Source organism: Mycobacterium mantenii (assembly GCF_001667865.1).
Taxonomy (GTDB): domain Bacteria; phylum Actinomycetota; class Actinomycetes; order Mycobacteriales; family Mycobacteriaceae; genus Mycobacterium; species Mycobacterium mantenii_A.
The window spans coordinates 326,323-344,208 of the sequence record NZ_LZJP01000089.1 but is presented as its reverse complement, the minus strand read 5'-3'; the positions used below and the strand labels follow the sequence as shown (position 1 = coordinate 344,208).

The 17,886-nt window shown below is 66.0% G+C and carries 14 protein-coding genes; 8 read left to right on the top strand and 6 right to left on the bottom strand.

The features are described from left to right. The first annotated feature begins 210 nt into the window (after positions 1–210). From A5688_RS15285 to A5688_RS15250, 8 genes are all read left to right on the top strand, one after another. A complete protein-coding gene (locus A5688_RS15285) occupies positions 211–1,632 on the top strand; it encodes a condensation domain-containing protein (protein ID WP_067908628.1) in 1,422 nt (473 codons plus the stop codon). A gap of 104 nt (positions 1,633–1,736) precedes the next feature. Continuing rightward, a complete protein-coding gene (locus A5688_RS15280; protein ID WP_207546674.1) occupies positions 1,737–4,748 on the top strand; it encodes an RND family transporter in 3,012 nt (1,003 codons plus the stop codon). 57 nt (positions 4,749–4,805) lie between these two features. After that, positions 4,806–5,918, top strand: coding sequence for an acyltransferase PE (gene pe / locus A5688_RS15275; RefSeq protein WP_067908576.1), 1,113 nt, complete (start codon positions 4,806–4,808; stop codon positions 5,916–5,918). An 11-nt stretch (positions 5,919–5,929) separates the two neighbouring features. Beyond that, positions 5,930–7,666: an AMP-binding protein gene (locus A5688_RS15270; RefSeq protein WP_082955021.1), complete on the top strand. Its 1,737-nt coding sequence runs from the start codon at positions 5,930–5,932 to the stop codon at positions 7,664–7,666. A 31-nt stretch (positions 7,667–7,697) separates the two neighbouring features. Continuing rightward, the gene (locus tag A5688_RS15265; RefSeq protein WP_067830395.1) at positions 7,698–8,348 is read left to right on the top strand and encodes a GAP family protein; all 651 of its coding nucleotides are present in this window, start codon (positions 7,698–7,700) and stop codon (positions 8,346–8,348) included. A gap of 70 nt (positions 8,349–8,418) precedes the next feature. Beyond that, positions 8,419–9,477 (top strand): NAD(P)H-dependent amine dehydrogenase family protein, encoded by a 1,059-nt coding sequence (locus A5688_RS15260; RefSeq protein WP_067829855.1) that lies wholly within the window; start codon positions 8,419–8,421, stop codon positions 9,475–9,477. Positions 9,478–9,656: 179 nt separating this feature from the next. Continuing rightward, on the top strand, positions 9,657–10,085 hold the full coding sequence (locus A5688_RS15255) for an MmpS family transport accessory protein (protein WP_067829852.1): 429 nt from the start codon (positions 9,657–9,659) through the stop codon (positions 10,083–10,085). After that, positions 10,082–12,991: an RND family transporter gene (locus A5688_RS15250; RefSeq protein WP_067829850.1), complete on the top strand. Its 2,910-nt coding sequence runs from the start codon at positions 10,082–10,084 to the stop codon at positions 12,989–12,991. Before A5688_RS15255 ends, A5688_RS15250 begins: the two co-directional genes overlap by 4 nt. On the opposite strand, the gene A5688_RS15245 is transcribed toward A5688_RS15250, so the two are convergent. The 6 genes from A5688_RS15245 to A5688_RS15220 form a co-directional block, all read right to left on the bottom strand. Further along, positions 12,988–13,821 (bottom strand): DegV family protein, encoded by an 834-nt coding sequence (locus A5688_RS15245; protein ID WP_067829848.1) that lies wholly within the window; start codon positions 13,819–13,821, stop codon positions 12,988–12,990. The genes A5688_RS15250 and A5688_RS15245 overlap by 4 nt on opposite strands. A gap of 5 nt (positions 13,822–13,826) precedes the next feature. Next, positions 13,827–14,570: a diglucosylglycerate octanoyltransferase gene (gene octT, locus A5688_RS15240; protein ID WP_067908582.1), complete on the bottom strand. Its 744-nt coding sequence runs from the start codon at positions 14,568–14,570 to the stop codon at positions 13,827–13,829. Then, positions 14,560–15,234, bottom strand: coding sequence for a glucosyl-3-phosphoglycerate phosphatase (gene gpgP, locus A5688_RS15235; protein ID WP_067908584.1), 675 nt, complete (start codon positions 15,232–15,234; stop codon positions 14,560–14,562). Before gpgP ends, octT begins: the two co-directional genes overlap by 11 nt. After that, on the bottom strand, positions 15,231–15,626 hold the full coding sequence (rsfS, locus tag A5688_RS15230) for a ribosome silencing factor (protein ID WP_067829842.1): 396 nt from the start codon (positions 15,624–15,626) through the stop codon (positions 15,231–15,233). The genes gpgP and rsfS overlap by 4 nt, the downstream gene beginning before the upstream one ends. Then, entirely contained in the window at positions 15,623–16,291 is a 669-nt protein-coding gene (gene nadD / locus A5688_RS15225) for a nicotinate-nucleotide adenylyltransferase (protein WP_082951086.1), read from the bottom strand. The genes rsfS and nadD overlap by 4 nt, the downstream gene beginning before the upstream one ends. Positions 16,292–16,436: 145 nt before the next feature. Further along, positions 16,437–17,885, bottom strand: coding sequence for a vWA domain-containing protein (locus A5688_RS15220; protein WP_067829835.1), 1,449 nt, complete (start codon positions 17,883–17,885; stop codon positions 16,437–16,439). Between the last annotated feature and the right edge of the window lies 1 nt (position 17,886).

Sequence of the window (17,886 nt, the reverse complement as noted above, 5' to 3'; positions counted from 1 at the left end):
CGCTGCATTTGCAGCGTCGACACCGCGCACGACAGCCGGTGCGGCTGCCGCCCTGCTCGCTCGCCCGGCCGTTCGATCGCGACAACGGCCAGCGGATCCGTGTGTGAGTGTAGGCCTTGGCTCGTGCAAGTCTGCGACGACTTTCGCGGAAAGGGTTATCTTGGTCTCGCCGCCGGCCTGGCCGCAGCCGTTACCGAGGAGGACGAAGCTTTGCGCATCGGGAAGATCACGATCGGATCACTCGGTGATTGGACGCTGACCCCCGGCTCGGTCACCTCGTGGCACCCGACCGCCGCGGCCACCGAAAAGGTCCGGCAGGCGCCGGTGAGCTCCGTACCGGTGAGTTACATGCAGGGCCAACATCTTCGCAATTACTGTGAGCGGACGGCCGCGGGCCTGAATTTCTCCCGGCAGATCATCGCCACCTGCGAAGTTGCCGGGAGATGCGATATTCCCGCGATGAATCACGCCGTCAACGCGTACCTGCGCCGGCATGACACATTCCGCAGCTGGTTCGAGCACACCGGTAACGGAGAGTTCATCAGGCACACCACCGGCGATCCCGCCGATATCGAATTCGCGCCGATCGAGCACGGTGAGATGACGGTTGACGAAATACACGCTCACGTCGTGGCCATACCGAACCCGCTGGAGTGGGGCTGCTTTACGTTCGGAATCATCCAAGGCGAAAGCCATTTCACTTTCTTTGCCGCCATGGATCATGTCCACGGGGACGCGACATTGATCGGCACCACAATGATGGAGGCCAACGGCATGTACACGGCGTTGAGCGGTGGCGGTGAAGCCCTTGCTCTTCCCGACGCCGGCAGCTTCGATGATTTCTGCACCCGCGAACGCGAATACACGTCGACGTTAACCGTCGATTCGCCCGAGGTGCGCGCATGGATTGACTTCGCCGAAAACAATAACGGTGGCTTTCCCGAATTCCCGCTGCCGTTGGGCAACCCACTGGACGCGAGCAGCAGCGACATGACCTCCCAACTCCTGATGGACACGGCGCAGACGGAGCGATTCGAGTCGGCCTGCGCGGCGGTCGGCGCGCGCTTCGTCGGGGGCCTGTTCGCATGCCTCGCCCTGGTGGAGCACGAATTCACCGGCGCTCTCACGTATTACGGGCTCACTCCAAGGGATTCCCGCAAAGGCACGGACAATTTCATGACGCAGGGTTGGTTTACCGGCTTGATTCCCATCACCGTGCCAATTGCTGCGGCCTCTTTCGGCGATGCCGCGTGGGCGGCGCAGGCTTCCTTCGATTCGGGCCTGGACATGGCGAAGGTGCCCTACTACCGTGTGCTGGAATTGGCGCCGTGGTTGCGCTGGCCACGGCCGAACTTTCCGGTGTCGAACTTCTTTCATGGCGGCGCTGCTCCGCTCAACGCCATTCTTGCCGCGGCCGACCTGGGGCTCGCGGACAATATCGGCATCTATCCCGACGGCCGGTACTCCTATCAATTGACGATTTATATATTCCGGTACGGAGAGGGCACGGTCATGGCGATCATGCATCCGGACAACCCGGTCGCCCGGAAATCGGTTGTCCGCTATATGGAAGCGATGAAGTCGGTATGCGTCCGGGTCGCCGGCAGCGGGAGTTGGGGACGCGTCGCGTAGCGTGGGGCACTTCGATGGCGCGTGATGCGAGATTGTTTGACCGGGCTCGGGCGAGTGCGGCCGAGCGTCGCCGGCGGGCGCATCCGACCGGGAGTGAGGGCGGTATGCGACGGCTAGCCGATTTTGTGGTGCGGTGGCCCTGGGTCGTGGTGGGGATCTGGGTCGCGATCGCGGTCGCGCTGCCGCTGACCGTTCCATCGCTCAACGACATGGCCGAGAAGCATCCGCTCGCCATCCTGCCCAGCGATGCGCCATCGGCCGTCACCGCGCGGAAGATGACCGAGGCGTTTCACGAGTCGGGCTCAGAAAACCTCCTGCTGGTGGTCCTGACCGACGAGAGGGGGCTTGGCCCCGCCGACGAGGCCACCTACGGCAAACTCGCGGACGCGCTGCGCCGCGACCCCCGGGACGTCCTGATGGTGCAGGACTTCGTCAGTACGCCGGCACTGCGCTCGGTCGTCACCAGCAAAGACCACAAGGCGTGGGTGCTGCCGGTCGGCGTAGCGGGTGAGTTGGGCACTCCCCGCGCGTACGCCGCGTTCAACCGCATCGGCGACATCGTCGAACGCACCGTCCGCGGCACGCCGCTGACCGTGAACCTCACCGGCCCGGCGGCGACCGTCGCCGACCTCACGGTCGCGGGCGCGCGGGATCGGATGCCCATCGAGCTGGCCATCGCGGTGCTGGTGCTCATCGTCCTGATGCTGATCTATCGCAGCGCGGTCACCATGCTGCTGCCGTTGCTGACGATCGGAATATCCCTGGTTATCGCGCAGGCGGTGGTAGCGGGCTACTCCCAACTGACCGGCTCGGGCGTCTCAAACCAGTCCGTCGTGTTCTTGAGCGCCATAATGGCCGGTGCCGGAACGGATTACGCAGTCTTTCTGATCAGCCGGTACCACGACTATCTGCGATCGGGTGCCGATCCCGATCGAGCGGTCAGGCGCGCGATGTTCTCGATCGGAAAAGTGATCGCCGCATCCGCCGCCACCGTCGGAATCACGTTCTTCCTCATCAGCTTCGCCCAGATGGGAGTCTTCAAAACGGTCGGGGCGTCGGCGGCGATCGGGATCGGTGTGGCATTCCTCGCCGCGATGACGTTGCTGCCGGCCATTCTGGTGCTCGCGGGGCGGCGCGGCTGGGTCAAGCCGCGGCGGGAGCTGACCTCCCGGTTCTGGCGGCGTTCGGGCATCCGCATCGTGCGGCGACCGAAGGTCAATCTGATTGCCAGCGTGCTCGTGTTGATCGTCCTGGCCAGCTGCGCCGGCCTGGTGCGGTACAACTACGACGATCGCAAGGCCCTGCGGTCTTCCGCTCCAAGCTCTATCGGGTATGCGGCGCTGGATCGCCACTTTCCGGTGAATGAGTCCATTCCGCAGTACATCCTGGTCCAATCACCGCATGACCTGCGCACGCCGAAGGCCCTCGCGGACCTGGAACAGATGGCGGACCGCGTCAGTCAATTGCCGAATGTTGCGGTCGTCAGCGGAATTACGCGTCCGACCGGAAATGTGCCCGAGCAATTCAGAGCCACCTATCAGGCGGGCGCCATCGGCACCCTGCTGGCCGGCGGGTCCACGCTGATCAAGGACCACACAGGCGACCTCAACCGGCTGGTCGACGGCGCCGGCACGCTGGCGGACAACCTGGGCAATGTGCGGGGCCAGGTCGTCCAGCTCGCCGCCAGCATGCAGGAGCTGGAGAGCGCCTTCTCGTCGGCGAAGAACCAGTACACCGGCGACGCGCTGGTGAAACAGGTCGACATCGCGGCCCAGCTCGTCGACCATGTCAACGCGCTCAGCAATTCCATGGGCTGGAACTTCTCCGCGGCCAAGAACATGTTCGGCTGGATCGGGCCGGTGCTGGCGGCGCTGCAGGGCAACCCGCGATGCGACGTCGATCCGTCGTGTAGCGCCACCCGCGGGACATTCGAGCAGCTGCTTGGCGCGCACGATCAGGCAGACCTCGACGCGATCAATGATCTGGCCCACCAGCTGCAGGATTATCCGGACAAGCGGGCGCTGAAGGCGTCGACGGACCGTCTGCGTGCCGCGCTGGCGAAGCTCACCAACGTGCTGCATTCCCTGGGCATGGATAAACCCGGTGGCCTGCAGGCGAACCTGAACAGCCTGCAAGATGGCGCGAACCGGTTCGCCGGTGGGAGCCGCCAGGTGGCCGACGCGGTGGCCCAAGTCGTCGACCAGGTCAAACAGCTCGGTAGCGGGCTCAATGAGTCGGCGGCGTTTCTGTTGTCGCTGAAACGCGATGCGGCACAACCGGCAATGGCCGGGTTCAACATCCCGCCTCAGCTGCTGCACTTGGAGGAGTTCCAGAAGGCCGCCAAGGCTTTCATCTCGCCGGACGGCCACTCCGTGCGGTACCTGGTCCAAACGAAACTCAACCCGTTCAGCACCGAAGCCATGGACCAGGTCGACGCGATCAGTGCGGCCGCTCGCGGAGCCCAACCGAACACCGCATTGGCGGACGCCACGGTGTCGATGGCCGGATACACCGTCGCCCTGAAGGACACGCGTGACTACTACCAACACGACATCCGGTTCATCATCGCGGTAACCCTCTTGGTCGTGCTGCTGACCTTGATGGCGCTGCTGCGTGCGATCATTGCTCCGCTGTATCTGGTTGCCTCCGTGGTCATTTCGTATTTGTCGGCGGTGGGGATCGGCGTGCTGGTATTCCAATACATGCTGGGCCAGCAATTGCACTGGAGCGTGCCCCCGCTGGCATTCGTGGTGCTGGTCGCGGTGGGAGCCGACTACAACATGCTGCTCGTCTCGCGGATGCGGGAGGAGTCCCCGCACAGCATGCGGTACGGCATCATTCGGACCCTGGGTTCGACGGGCGGCGTGATCACTGCGGCGGGACTGATCTTCGCTGCATCGATGGGCGGCCTCTTGTTCTCCGGCATCAGCACCGTGGTCCAGGGCGGTTTCGTGATCGGGGTGGGTATTTTGCTGGACACGTTCTTGGTGCGCACCATCACGGTTCCCGCCATGGCCGCGCTGGTCGGACGGGCGAACTGGTGGCCGTCGGACGCGGGTGCGCCGGTGGGCGTGCGACGGCCGCCGATCCGACGCGCCGAGGCGCAACCCAGCTAGCGCGCAAACATGACGTATGTGAGACTACGAGGCGAATCCGAGCGGGCAGGATTAAGAATGAAGACACTAGTCGCGACAGTTACCGCACTGGTAACCGTAGCTGCCACAGGATGTTTCGGCGTCAACACCGCGACGGCGGACGAGGCGCCGGTCGGTGGTCCGCCGACCCCCGGGGCACCGGGCGACCAGACCGCGTTCGCCCTCGGAGGCGCTCACGTCGCGGGCATCCCCTACGACGAGTACATACGCCAGGAGGGCGCCCGCTGGTTCCCGGGCCAGAAGCGCGAAATCGTCCCCTACCCGGCGGGCCAGATCCAGGGGCACGTGCTGGAGCGGCTGTTCCCGGGCATCGGCAAGCTCAATGAGCAGTTCCCGGGCCTGGGGATAGACGGCCCCAGCATCGGCGAGTCGGTCGTCGAGGGAGTGGACAACCTCGACGCGGCGATTCGCACCGGACGCCCGGGTACGGCGATCGGCCTGTCCGAGGGCGGGTTCGTGGTCGATGGCGAGCAGGCTCGGCTGGCGAATGACCCGACCGCTCCCCCGCCGGACAAACTGAACTTCGCGACATTCGGTGACCCGATCGGGCATCACGCCTTCGGTCAGAGCTTCCTGACCGCCATGTTCGGCGTCGGCAGCACCGTTCCCGCACTGGACTACACCATGCCACCGCAGTACGAAAGCCAGTACGACACAAACAGATTCGTGGCCGCATACGACCTGATCGCGGACTTCCCCGACCGGCCGGACAACATGTTCGCTCTCGCCAACACGCTGCTGGGTCTCGCCACCGGTCACACGGCGGTGGCCTTCACCAACCCGAGCATGGTGCCGCCGCAGAACATCAGGACGACGATCAACTCCCGTGGTGCGAAAGACACCACGATCATGGTTCCGGAAAAGCACCTGCCGCTTGTCATGCCGCTGGCCTACCTCGGCATCCCGGAAGACACGCTGAACAAACTGGACGCAATCCTGATTCCCCGGGTGAATGCGGGCTATTCGCGAAACGACGACCCGGCGACCGCTCCGGTCCAGGTGGACCCGGTGCACGGCTTCGACCCGGCGGAAGTCATCGCGCCGGTCAACCAGGCGGCACTCGGCAGCGGCGACCCTCTCTCGCAACTCGTCAGCGGCGCCATGTCCGCGCTGTCCGGCGGCAACGGCTAGACAACGCGCCTATGTCCGGATCATCGATTCTCTCAATGCTGCACGGACGTGCCAGCCTGCGGCCCAACGACGTGGCGTACACCTTCACCAATTTCGAGGACGACCCCGACGGTGTTCCCGAGAGTGTCACGTGGTCGCAAATGTCCCGCCGGACATTCCATGTGGCGCGCGAGCTCGGCCAGCACGGATCGATCGGAGACAGAGCGGTGATTCTGGCGCCGCAGGGCCTTGAATACATTGCGGCGTTCCTGGGATCCATGCAGGCCGGGCTCATCGCGGTTCCGCTCCCCCTGCCGCATCGCGGCTCGAGCGACGAGCGGGTCAGTGCGGTGCTTGCCGACACCTCGCCGTCGGTCGTCCTCACCACCTCCGCGGTCGCGGAAGAGGTCGCCGAATATGTCGATCGCGCACGCATGGACGATCTTCCGAAGATCGTCGAAATCGATTCGATGAATCTCGACGGCGACTGCGGGACAAACGTTCCGGCAACCGATTTGCCCAGTGTCGCGTATCTGCAGTACAGCTCCGGATCGACCCGAACGCCGACCGGCGTGATCGTCTCGCACCGCAATCTCCAGGTGAATTTCGAGCAGCTGATGCGCAGCTTCTTCGCCGACTCCCACATGAAAGCCCCGGCGGACACCACGATTGTTTCGTGGCTGCCCTTTTACCACGACATGGGTTTGGTGCTGGGAGTCTGCGCGCCGATCCTGGGCGGCTGGCGCGGCGAGCTGATGAGCCCCGTCGCGTTCCTGGAACGGCCGGCCAGGTGGGTGCGATCGCTGGCCGCGAATACCTCTTCATGGTCGGCGGCGCCCAACTTCGCCTTCGACCTGGCGGCCCGCAAAACGAGTGACCGCGATCTGGCCGGGCTCGACCTCGGCGGGGTGCTGGGCATCATCAGCGGTGCCGAACGCGTCGAGCCGGCCACCTTGGATCGCTTCGTTGATCGGTTCGCGCACTTCAACTTTCGGGACCAGATGATGCGTCCTTCGTACGGCTTGGCGGAGGCGACCGTCTTCGTGGCGAGCGGTACCTGGAGCGACTCCTCGACGGTTCACTTCGATATCGACGAGCTGTCCGCGGGTCGCGCCCGGCCGTGCGCGACCGGGACCGGCTCATCGCTGGTGAGATACGAGCTACCGCAATCACCGACACTGCGAATCGTCGACGGCGACACCGACCGCGAATGCGCGCAGGGCGTGGTGGGCGAGATCTGGGTGCGCGGCGCCAATGTGGCCGAGGGCTACTGGCGCAAACCGCCCGAGGATCAGTGCTGCTTCGGCGCGACGCTCGTCGACCCGTCGCCGGGTACGCCCGACGGACCCTGGCTGAAAACCGGGGATTTGGGGTTCGTCCACGAGGGTGGGCTGTTCATCGTCGGCCGTATCAAGGATCTGCTGATAATCCGCGGACGGAATCACCATCCCGAGGACATCGAGGCGACGGTCCAGGAGATCACCGGTGGTCGTGTCGCGGCGATATCGGTTCCGGTGGACAGTACCGAGAAGCTGGTCACCGTCATCGAGTTCAAGAAACGAGGCGAGTCCACCGAGGAGACCGTGCAATCGCTGACCTGCGTCAAGCGGGACGTCACCTCGGCGATTTCCAATGCGCACGGCGTGAATGTGGGCGACCTCGTCCTGGTGCCGCCCGGCTCGATTCCCACCACCACGAGTGGCAAGATCCGGCGCGCCGCCTGTGTCGACCAATATCGCCGGCACCAATTCGCCCGGTTGGACACCTGAGCCGGCGGTCGGGCGCCGCTGAACGATGCCGATGTTGGTCACTGTCCTGGTAATGGCCTTTGCCGTCAGCGTCGAACCGTTCCGCATCGGTATGACCGTGCTGATGCTGAACAGGCCCAGACCGGCGCTGCAACTGCTCGCGTTTCTGTCCGGCGGTTTCGCCATGGGAATGGCGGTCGGCCTGGTTGTCCTGTTCGCCTTTCGGCGCAGCCTGCTGGGTTCCACCTATTTCGCGTTGCCCAAGGTGCAGATTCTGGTCGGTTTCCTGGCATTGGCGGTCGCGGTGGTCGTGGCGGCGAATCTCCCCGCGCGGCTGGGTTCGCGGCCCACCCGAATGGCGACGCCGGTTCAGCGATTGCTGAGCCGGCATTCGCTGTCGGTTGCGGGGATCGCCGGCCTCAGCGTCGCACTGCCGTCCGTCGACTACCTCGCCGCGCTGGCCGTCATCCTGGCTTCGGGCGCGACGGCCCTGACGCAAGTCGCGGTGCTGCTGATGTTCAACGCCGTGGCCTTCGCGCTTATCGAGATCCCGCTGCTGGCCCATCTGCTGGCACCCAAGGCAACCGCCACGTGGATGGCGGCGCTGCACGGCTGGATTCGGTCGCGCCGACGCGTCGACGTCGCTCTCCTGCTGGCCGCGGCCGGCTGCGCCTTCCTCGCGGTGGGCGCGGCCGGGCTTTGAACCTTTCTCAAACGCCGCGCTACCGCTGAGGAGATAATGAGTCCAATTCGCCGACGGCAAAGGAGCCGCGATGAGCAAGGCAAGCACAGACCGTCCGCTGCGGGTGATCCAATGGACGACCGGCAACATCGGCCGGCGTTCCCTGCACGCCATCATCGGGCGACCCGACCTTGAACTGGCCGGGGTGTATGCACACGGCGCCGACAAGGTCGGTGTCGACGCGGCGGAACTGGCGGGCTGGCCGGAACCCACCGGCGTGCGGGCCACGAACGACATCGATGCGCTGTTGGCCCTGGGCGCCGACGCGTGTTGCTACAACCCGTTGTGGCCTGACGTCGACGAGCTGGTGCGGCTGCTCGAATCGGGGGTCAACGTGTGCACCAGCGCCGCGTGGATCACCGGCGGCAAGCAGACGCCGCAGGACCGCAAACGCATCGAGGACGCCTGCAGACAAGGCAATTCGACGATCTTCGGCAGCGGCGCGCACCCCGGCATGACGAACATGGTCGGCATGGTGCTGTCCGCCTCGTGCGAGCGCGTCGACGAGATCCGGATCACCGAGTCGGTGGACTGCTCGACCTACGAATCGGCGGAAACCCAGACGGCCATGGGGTTCTCGCAAGACCCCGACACCCCGGGACTGGCCGAGAGCGTGCGGACCGAAAGCGAAGTCTTCGCCGAATCGGCCGCGATGATGGCCGACGCGATCGGGGCGAAGCTGGACAAGATGACCTTCGACGTCACCTTCACCGCGGCCACCGACGACTCCGACCTGGGCTTCATGAAGATTCCCGCCGGAACGGTCGGCAGCGTCTACGGCTACCACCGCGGCTGGGTCGGCGATCGCAACGTCGTCAGCGTCGGGTTCAACTGGACCATGGGCAGTCACGTGGTCCCGCCCAAACCGCTCGAGCACGGGCACGTCATCCAGGTGTTCGGGCTGCCCAACATGCGCACCGTGTTGCACTGCCTGCCGCCGAAGGATTGGACGGAGCCCGGGTTCATGGGACTGGGAATGATCTACACCGCGATGCCGGTGACCAACGCCGTCCCGGCGGTGGTGGCCGCCGAGCCGGGGATCGTGACACTGGCGGATTTGCCGCCGGTCACGGGTCGGCTGGCCCCGTAGCGGGTATGCCGTTCGCCACAACGGGCGGCCCCCGGGAGGAACGCTTGCGTGCACTATGGTTAGGATCCCTAACTGAGCAAATGTTGCGTTGACATCGGTGTCGTCGGCGGCGGTTGGTGAGCTTTGCGGAAGGCGGTCAGGTGGTGGCTAGTCCAAATTCAGGTCCCCGCCCCGGCTTCATGAGCCGCGTCCTGAAAAAAGGGTGGATCCCGCTGCTGCTGGTGATCGTGCTGGCGCTGTCGGCACTGATCGTGTCGCGACTGCACAAGATCTTCGGCTCGGAAGATCTCAACGCAAACGCCGGCAAGGGGATCGAAATCGTGCAGTTCAACCCGAAGGTCGTCGTCTACGAAATCTCCGGCGCCCCCGGAAGCACGGCGAACATCAACTACTGGGACGCGGACGCCAACACCCACCAGGTCAACAACGCCCCGCTGCCCTGGTCGACCACGATCTCGACCACGCTGCCGTCGGTGAGCGCCAACATCATGGCGCAGAGCGACGGCCCCACGATCGCCTGCAAGATCACCGTGGACGGCGTGGTCCGCGAACAGCAAAACTCCGACGGCCATAACGCCCAGACCTTCTGCCTGGTGAAGTCCGCATGAGCGAAACGAACAACAAGACCGATCGCGACCTGAGCGCAGCCGACACCGGCCCGATCACCACCCCGGGTCTGTCCAAAGCCCAGCGCGGCCACCGGCCCTACCTGCCCCACGCGATCCGCATCTTCGCGATACCGATCATCTTGATCTGGGTGTTCGTGACGGTCCTGGTGAACGTCATCGTCCCGACGCTGGAAAAAGTCGGCGAGGCGCACTCGGCGCCGATGACGCCGCTGGACGCGCCGTCGATGAAGGCGATGATGCGCATGGGCCACAACTTCCACGAGTTCGATTCCAACAGCACCGTCATGGTCGTGCTGGAGGGTCAGCACCCGCTGGGCCAGGACGCGCACCAGTACTACGACAAACTGATTCGGCAACTCCGCCAGGACCCCAAACACATTCAGCACATCCAGGATTTCTGGGGAGACCGGCTGACGGCCGCGGGCGCGCAGAGCGCCGACGCCAAGGCCGCCTATGTGCAGATAAACCTCGCCGGTAACCAGGGCACCACGCTGGCCAACGAGTCCGTGGACGCCGTCCGCAAGGTCATCGAAGAGAACAAGGCGCCGCCCGGCGTGAAGGCCTACGTCACCGGTCCCGCGGCGCTGTCCGACGACATGCACATCATCGGTAACGCCAGCCTGGCCAAGATCACGCTGTTCACCCTGGGTGCGATCGCGATCATGTTGCTGCTGGTCTACCGGTCCATCGTCACCACGCTGATCCAGCTGTTCATGACCTTCGTCGCGCTGGCGTGTTCGCGCGGGGTCGTCGCGGTTCTGGCCTACCACAACGCATTCGGGCTCACCACGTTCGCCGCAAACATCCTCACCATGCTGGCGATCGCCGCGGGAACGGACTACGGCATCTTCCTCGTCGGCCGCTATCAGGAGGCATTGGCCGCCGGCGAGGATCGAGAAACCGCGTACTACACCACCTTCAAGGGCGTCGCCCCGGTCGTCTTGGGCTCCGGCCTGACGATTGCGGGCGCGACGTATTGCCTGAGCTTTTCGCGGCTGCCGTGGTTCAACACCATGGGCGCGCCCGTGGCGATCGGCATGCTGGTCGTGGTGCTGGCCGGCGTCACGCTGGGTCCCGCGGTGGTCTTCATCGGCAGTCGCTTCCACCTGTTCGAAAGGCAGGCCAAGCGTGGTCGGCTGTGGCGCCGGGTGGGCACCGCCGTGGTGCGTTGGCCCGCACCGGTTTTGGCCGTCAGCGCCGCGGTCGTGCTGGTCGGGATGATCGCCCTGCCGAGCTTCCACACGAGCTACAACGACCGCCATTACCTGCCGTTGTCGGCCCCGTCGAACCAAGGACAAGAGGCCGCGAATCGGCACTTCTCCGAGGCGCGGATGAACCCGGATCTGTTGATGGTCGAATCCGACCACGACATGCGCAACCCCGCCGACATGCTGGTGCTGGACCGGGTGGCCAAGAACGAGATGCGCACGCTGGGAATCGCCATGGTCCAGGACATCACCCGGCCGCTAGGCATTCCGATCCAGCACAGCTCGATCCCGTTCCAGAACAGCATCCAAAGCCAGACGACGATGCAGAACATGGGCTTCCTCAAGGAGCGCATGAACGACATCCTGAAGATGGCCGATGACCTGCAGACCCAGATCAACACCACGCAGCGCCAGTACGAGGTGTCGCTGGACCTGGCCAACGCCGCCGACGACAGCGCAAAGACGACGGCGGTGACGTCGCAGATCACCGACACCCTGCGCGACCACATCGCGGATTTCGACGACACCTTCCGGCCGATACGCAGTGTCTTCTACTGGGAGAAGCACTGCTACGACATCCCGGTGTGCATCGGATTGCGGTCCCTCTTCGACACGTTCGACGGGTTCGACCAGCTAGCCGAGCAGTTCCACTATCTCACCGCCGATATCGCGCACACCGCCAAAGCCACACACGACCTGAATGCGCTGTTCCCCATACTGATCAACACGCTGAAGAACACCAGGGGCATCACGCTGACGCTCTACCAGACGTTCCAGGCGATGATCAACCAGATGGAGGCGATGAGTAACACCGCCATCGTGATGGGGCAGAGCTTCGATCAGTCCAAAAACGACGACTTCTTCTACCTGCCGCCGGAAGCCTTCGACAACCCGGATTTCCAGACGGGCCTTCGCATGTTCTTGTCGCCGGACGGTAAGTCGGCGCGGTTCTTCATCACCCACCAGGGCGACCCGATGTCACCGGACGGCATCGCGCGGGTCGACGCCGAACGCACCGCCGCGCAGGAGGCGCTGAAGCAGTCCTCGCTGTCGGACGCCCGGGTGTATCTAGGCGGAACCGCCGCGACGTTCAAGGACATGGCCGACGGCGAGAAGTACGACCTGATGATCGCCGTGGTGTCGGCCCTGACGCTGATCTTCATGATCATGCTGCTGCTGACCCGAAGCGTGGTGGCCGCGCTGGTGATCGTCGGCACCGCGGCCAGCTCGATCGCGGCGTCGTTCGGTCTGTCCGTGCTGATTTGGCAGGACCTGTTCGGCATCCGGATCCACTGGATCGTCATGGCGCTGTCGGTCATCATCCTGCTGGCCGTCGGGTCCGACTACAACCTGCTGCTCGTCTCCCGGTTCCGCGAAGAGATCCACCGCGGGCTCAAGACGGGGATCATCCGGTCGATGGCCGGCACCGGTGGTGTGGTGACGGCGGCGGGTCTGGTGTTCGCCTTCACCATGGCGTCCATGCTGGGCAGCGACCTGCGCGTGCTCGGGCAGTTCGGGTCGACCGTGTGCATCGGTCTGCTGCTCGACACGCTGATCGTGCGAACGCTGCTGATGCCCTCGATCGCCACCCTGCTCGGCCGGTGGTTCTGGTGGCCGCAGGTCGTGCATCCGCGCGGTGACCACGCGCGACGGCCGGTGCCGGCCCCGGCGGGTTAGCTCGCCGGTAGCTGCACGCAAACCGCGACCGCGCCAGCGCCGACATGCAACGCGAGCACCGGTCCCAGCTCGGTGATGATCGCGGGCTCGCATGCCGGCAGCCGCTCGCCCAGCGCGGTCGCCACCTCGCGGGCGCCGTCCGGGTTGTCGACGTGGTGCACCGCCAAGGCGGCGGCCTCCTGGCCCACTACCTGGCAGACCCGCTCGATCATCACCTCCGTCGCATGGCTCACGGTGCGCACCCGTTGGGCCAGAACGAGTTTGCCGTCGTCCATGCGGAGCAGCGGCTTGAGCGCGAGCGCGGTGCCCAGCCACGCCTTCGCCCCGCCGATGCGTCCGCTGCGGCGCAGGTTGTCCAGCCGATGCACCACGATGAAGGCATGCCCGCGGTCCACGGCCGCGCGCGCGGCGGCCGCGACGGTGTTGACGTCTGCGCCGTCGGCCGCGGCACGCGCGGCGGCCAGAGCGACGAAGCCGGTGCCCATCGCGGCCGACCTGGAGTCGACGACACGCACGTTCGGATCGAGGTCGGCGGCGGTGCGTTCGGCGGCGCGGCAGGTGCCCGACAGCGCGGACGAAAGGTGCACGGCCACAACCCCGTCGGCGCCGCTGTCGGCCAGGGCCTGCTGGTACGCATCGGCCAGTTCGGCCGGAGTGGCCGCCGCGGTGGTGGCCGCGCGTTTGTAGATATCGGCCGGAACGTCGTCGACCCCGTCACGCAGGTCGGCGCCGTCGAGCAGGATGTGCAGCGGAACGACGCGTATCCCCCACTTTTCCAGCAGGTCGCCCGGCAGACGTGCCGACGAGTCGGTCACCACTATTACGGTCACGAGCGCTACCCGCGGGGCTTCTCATGGGGCACGCCGGCTTCGGCGAGTGCCTTGAGCATCAGCTCCGCGACCGCCTGGTGCGCCTCGAAACTCCAGTGAATGCCGTCGGGGTTCCCCCGCCCATTCATAATGTGTTCGGCGACAGCGGCTTTGAGATCGACCAGGGGAACCTCGTGGTTTTGCGCCCATTCGGTGATCGCCGCGGCGGTCCCCGCACGGCCGTGGTGCGCCCTGCCGTAGGTGTCCGCGATGTGCACCGACGGCAGCGATGCCACCATCGGGATGCCGGGACGATTGAAATCGATTGCGCCACGGGTCTGTTCGAGGTAATCGGCGCTCAAGTGCGGAGGAAGCGCCGATCTGGCCACCGGTGAGAGCCGGGGCTGCAGCCAGCCGTAGCCGTCGCGGACCCAGCGCCGCAGCCACGGCGGGCGCACATAGCGGATCAGCTCACGCAGGGCGGTGGGCAGCACCGACGGCAGTGAATCCATGCCGCCGGTGGCGAAGATGACCGCGCCGGCCCTGGGGAGCGCCGCCCAGGCCCGCGGGTCCTGGGTCGCCGCCCACCAGATGTCGCGGCACGTCCAGCCGATGCGGCCGATCAGCTCGACATCCCAGCCCAATTGCGCGGCAACGATATTCGGCCAGATTCGGGGATCGTCGGCGGGTAGCCCCCCGGTCGGCCCGTAGTAGGCCAACGAGTCGGCGAAAATCAGCAGTGTGGGCTTTTGCCGCCGCTCAGAGGACATCGTTGGACACCTGTGCCGAAGCGTTCCACACATCCAGACGCCAACGGATGCTGGCGAATTCGTCGGCGGGATCGTCGTTGTGGCCGGAGAGTTGCACCCAGCTGGCATTGCCCATGCCGCCCAGGATCGGCCAGGTGGCGACCGGAAGCTTCAGCAGTGCGGCCGACAGTGCGGCGATCAGGCCCCCGTGGGCCACCAGCACTACCGGGCGATCCGGCCCGTTGGGGTCACCCCATTCCGGCTCGCCCGACACCAGTTCGGTGACCAGTGGCACGCTGCGAGCGGCGACGTCGACCCTGCTCTCGCCGCCGTGCGGCGCCCAGGTGGCGTCCTCGCGCCAGGCCAGCCGGGCGCCGGGAGCCTGCGTGTCGACCTCGGTGTGGGTCAATCCCTGCCAGTCGCCCAGATGGGTCTCCCGCAACCGCTGGTCCACCCGGATCGGCAGGCCGGTCAGCTCCCCCAGCCTGACCGCCGTGTCGTAGGCGCGATGCAGATCCGACGACACGATCAGCAACGGCTGCAGCTTGCCCAGCACCTCGGCGGCGGCGATCGCCTGTGCCCGACCGAGTTCGCTGAGTTGGGAATCCAGCTGGCCCTGCATCCGGCTACCGGCGTTGAACTCGGTTTGCCCGTGCCGCAACATGATCAGACGGCGAATCTTCATCGCGTGCCCGACTCTTCGGCGTTGTCGCGGTCCTCGTCGAGGTCTACCGGCACCACCGGGCAATCACTCCACAGCCGGTCCAGGGCATAGAAGTCGCGATCCTCCTGGTGCTGAATGTGGACGACGATGTCCCGATAGTCCAGCAGCGTCCAGCGGCCTTCCCGCGTGCCCTCGCGTCGGGCCGGCTTGTAGCCCGCCTTGCGCATTTTCTCCTCGACCTCGTCGACGATGGCGTTGACCTGCCGCTCGTTGGACGCGGAGGCGATCACGAAGCAGTCCGTGATGGCGAGCTGGGCCGAGACGTCGATGACGATGACGTCGTCGGCCAGCTTCGAGGCGGCGGCGCCGGCGGCCACCGCCGCCATGTCGATGGCCTCCTGGGTGGCGCTCATTGGTGATCCCCTGTGGTCAGGCGTGTTTCGCCCACGATTACCGGCGGCTCCGCATCGTCGCGGTAGAGGCGACGCTTGGAGACGTACTGCACGACGCCGTCGGGCATCAGATACCACAGCGGACGGCGCTGCGCCGCGCGGCGGCGGCAATCGGTCGAGGAGATGGCCAGCGCCGGGATTTCGACCAGGGTCAGCGCGTCCTCGGGCAGTTCACCCAGCACGCCGGTGACGTGTTCGCGCCGCAACTCGTAGCCGGGCCGGCTGACGCCGACGAAGCGCGCCAGTTCGAACGCCGTCTCCCAGCCCTGCCACGACAGGATGGAGGCCAGCGCGTCGGCGCCGGTGATGAAGTACAGCTCGGAGTCCGGGTTCAGGGCGTGCAGGTCGCGCAGGGTGTCCTTGGTGTAGGTGGGTCCGGCTCGGTCGATGTCGACCCGGCTGACCGAGAAGCGGGGATTGGACGCCGTGGCGATCACCGTCATCAGATACCGGTCCTCGGCGGCGGACACGTGCCGATCCTTCTGCCAGGGCTGACCGCTGGGCACGAACACCACTTGGTCGAGGTCGAACAGGTCGGCGACCTCACTGGCGGCAACCAGGTGCCCGTAATGGATGGGGTCGAACGTCCCACCCATCACGCCTAACCTGCGAAGCTGCTTTTGCACGATGTGCCAGCTTACTTGAGCCGCTGTTACGGCCCCATTTCCCAGGCGTTGGTCACATCCTGGGCGAGCCTCCCGCGAACGTCACGCTGGCGCAACCCTGGCGCTCGAGCGTCACGCCGGCGTGGCGCAGCCACGACAACCGACCTCACACCGGCAGCAGCTGGTCGATCACCGCGGCCAGCTGCTTGGCGGACCGGCACTCATGCATCGGGATGACCTCTTGATAGCGCGGCACCGCCGAGTCACCGCTGCCCCACAGGTGCTTGGGCTCGGGATTCAGCCAGTGCGCGTGCCGGCTGGCGGTCACCATGTGGGTCAGCAGCTCGGTCTCCGGATTGCGGTAATTGGTGCGCCCATCGCCGAGCACCAGCAGCGAAGTGCGCGGTGACAGCACGTTGGGGAACGCCTGCACGAACGACGCGAACGCGTTGCCGTAGTCGGAATGGCCGTCGCGACTGTAGACGCCCGACTCCCGGGTGATCCGCTGAATGGCCACGGCCAAATCGGCTTCCGGGCCGAACATGTGGGTCACCTCGTCGGTGGTGTCGATGAAGGCGAACACGCGAACGCGTGAGAACTGTTGGCGCAGAGCATGTACCAGGAGCAGGGTGAAATGGCTGAACCCGGCGACCGAGCCGGAGACATCACACAGCACCACCAGTTCGGGCCGCGCCGGGCGCGGCTTGGCCAGCACCACGTCGATCGGCACCCCGCCGGTGGACATCGACTTGCGCAGCGTCTTGCGCAGATCGATCGACCCCGCCCGGGCGCGCCGGCGGCGGGCCGCCAGGCGGGTCGCCAGCGTTCGGGCCAGCGGCGCCACCACCCGGCGCATCTGGCGCAGCTGCTCACCGGAGGCGCGCAGGAACTCCACGTTCTCCGAAAGCTGTGGAATGCCGTACATCTGGACGTGATCGCGGCCCAACTGCTCGGCGGTGCGCCGCTTGGTCTCGGAGTCGACCATCTTGCGCAATTGGGTGATCCGCTGCGCGGCAAGGGCTTTGGCGATCTCCTCCTGGCTGGGAGTGGGTTCGTCACCGTACGAGGCGAGCAGCCCGGCCAGCAGCTTGCCCTCGAGTTCGTCGAGCGCCATCGCCTTGAGTGCCTGATACGACGAGAAGGACGGGCCGCGGCTGGAGCTGTATTTTCCGTAGGCCTCGACGATCCGGGCGATCATCGCGACCAGACGCTCGTCCATGTCGGCGAGATCGGGGTTGTCGGTCAGCAGATCCACCAGCATCTGGCGCATCGCCTCGACGTCGTCGGGCGGCAACGCATTGTCATCGGACGAGTCGTCGGCCTCGTCGTCGGTGACCACCGCGCGCGCCCCCAGCGCCGCCGGGAACCACAGGTCGAACATGGCGTCATAGGTCTCGCGGTGATCGGACCGGCGCAACACGGCGCACGCCAGGCCCTCGCGCAGCACCTTACGATCGCCCAGGCCGAGCGTCGCCATCACCCGGCCGGCGTCCACCGTCTCCGACGGGCCGACCGAAATCCCCGCCCCGCGAAGCGCTTCCACGAATCCCACCAGATGACCCGGCAGCCCGTGCGGGGCGAGCGGCCGGGAGGGGCGGATACGGCGGGTGGCCATC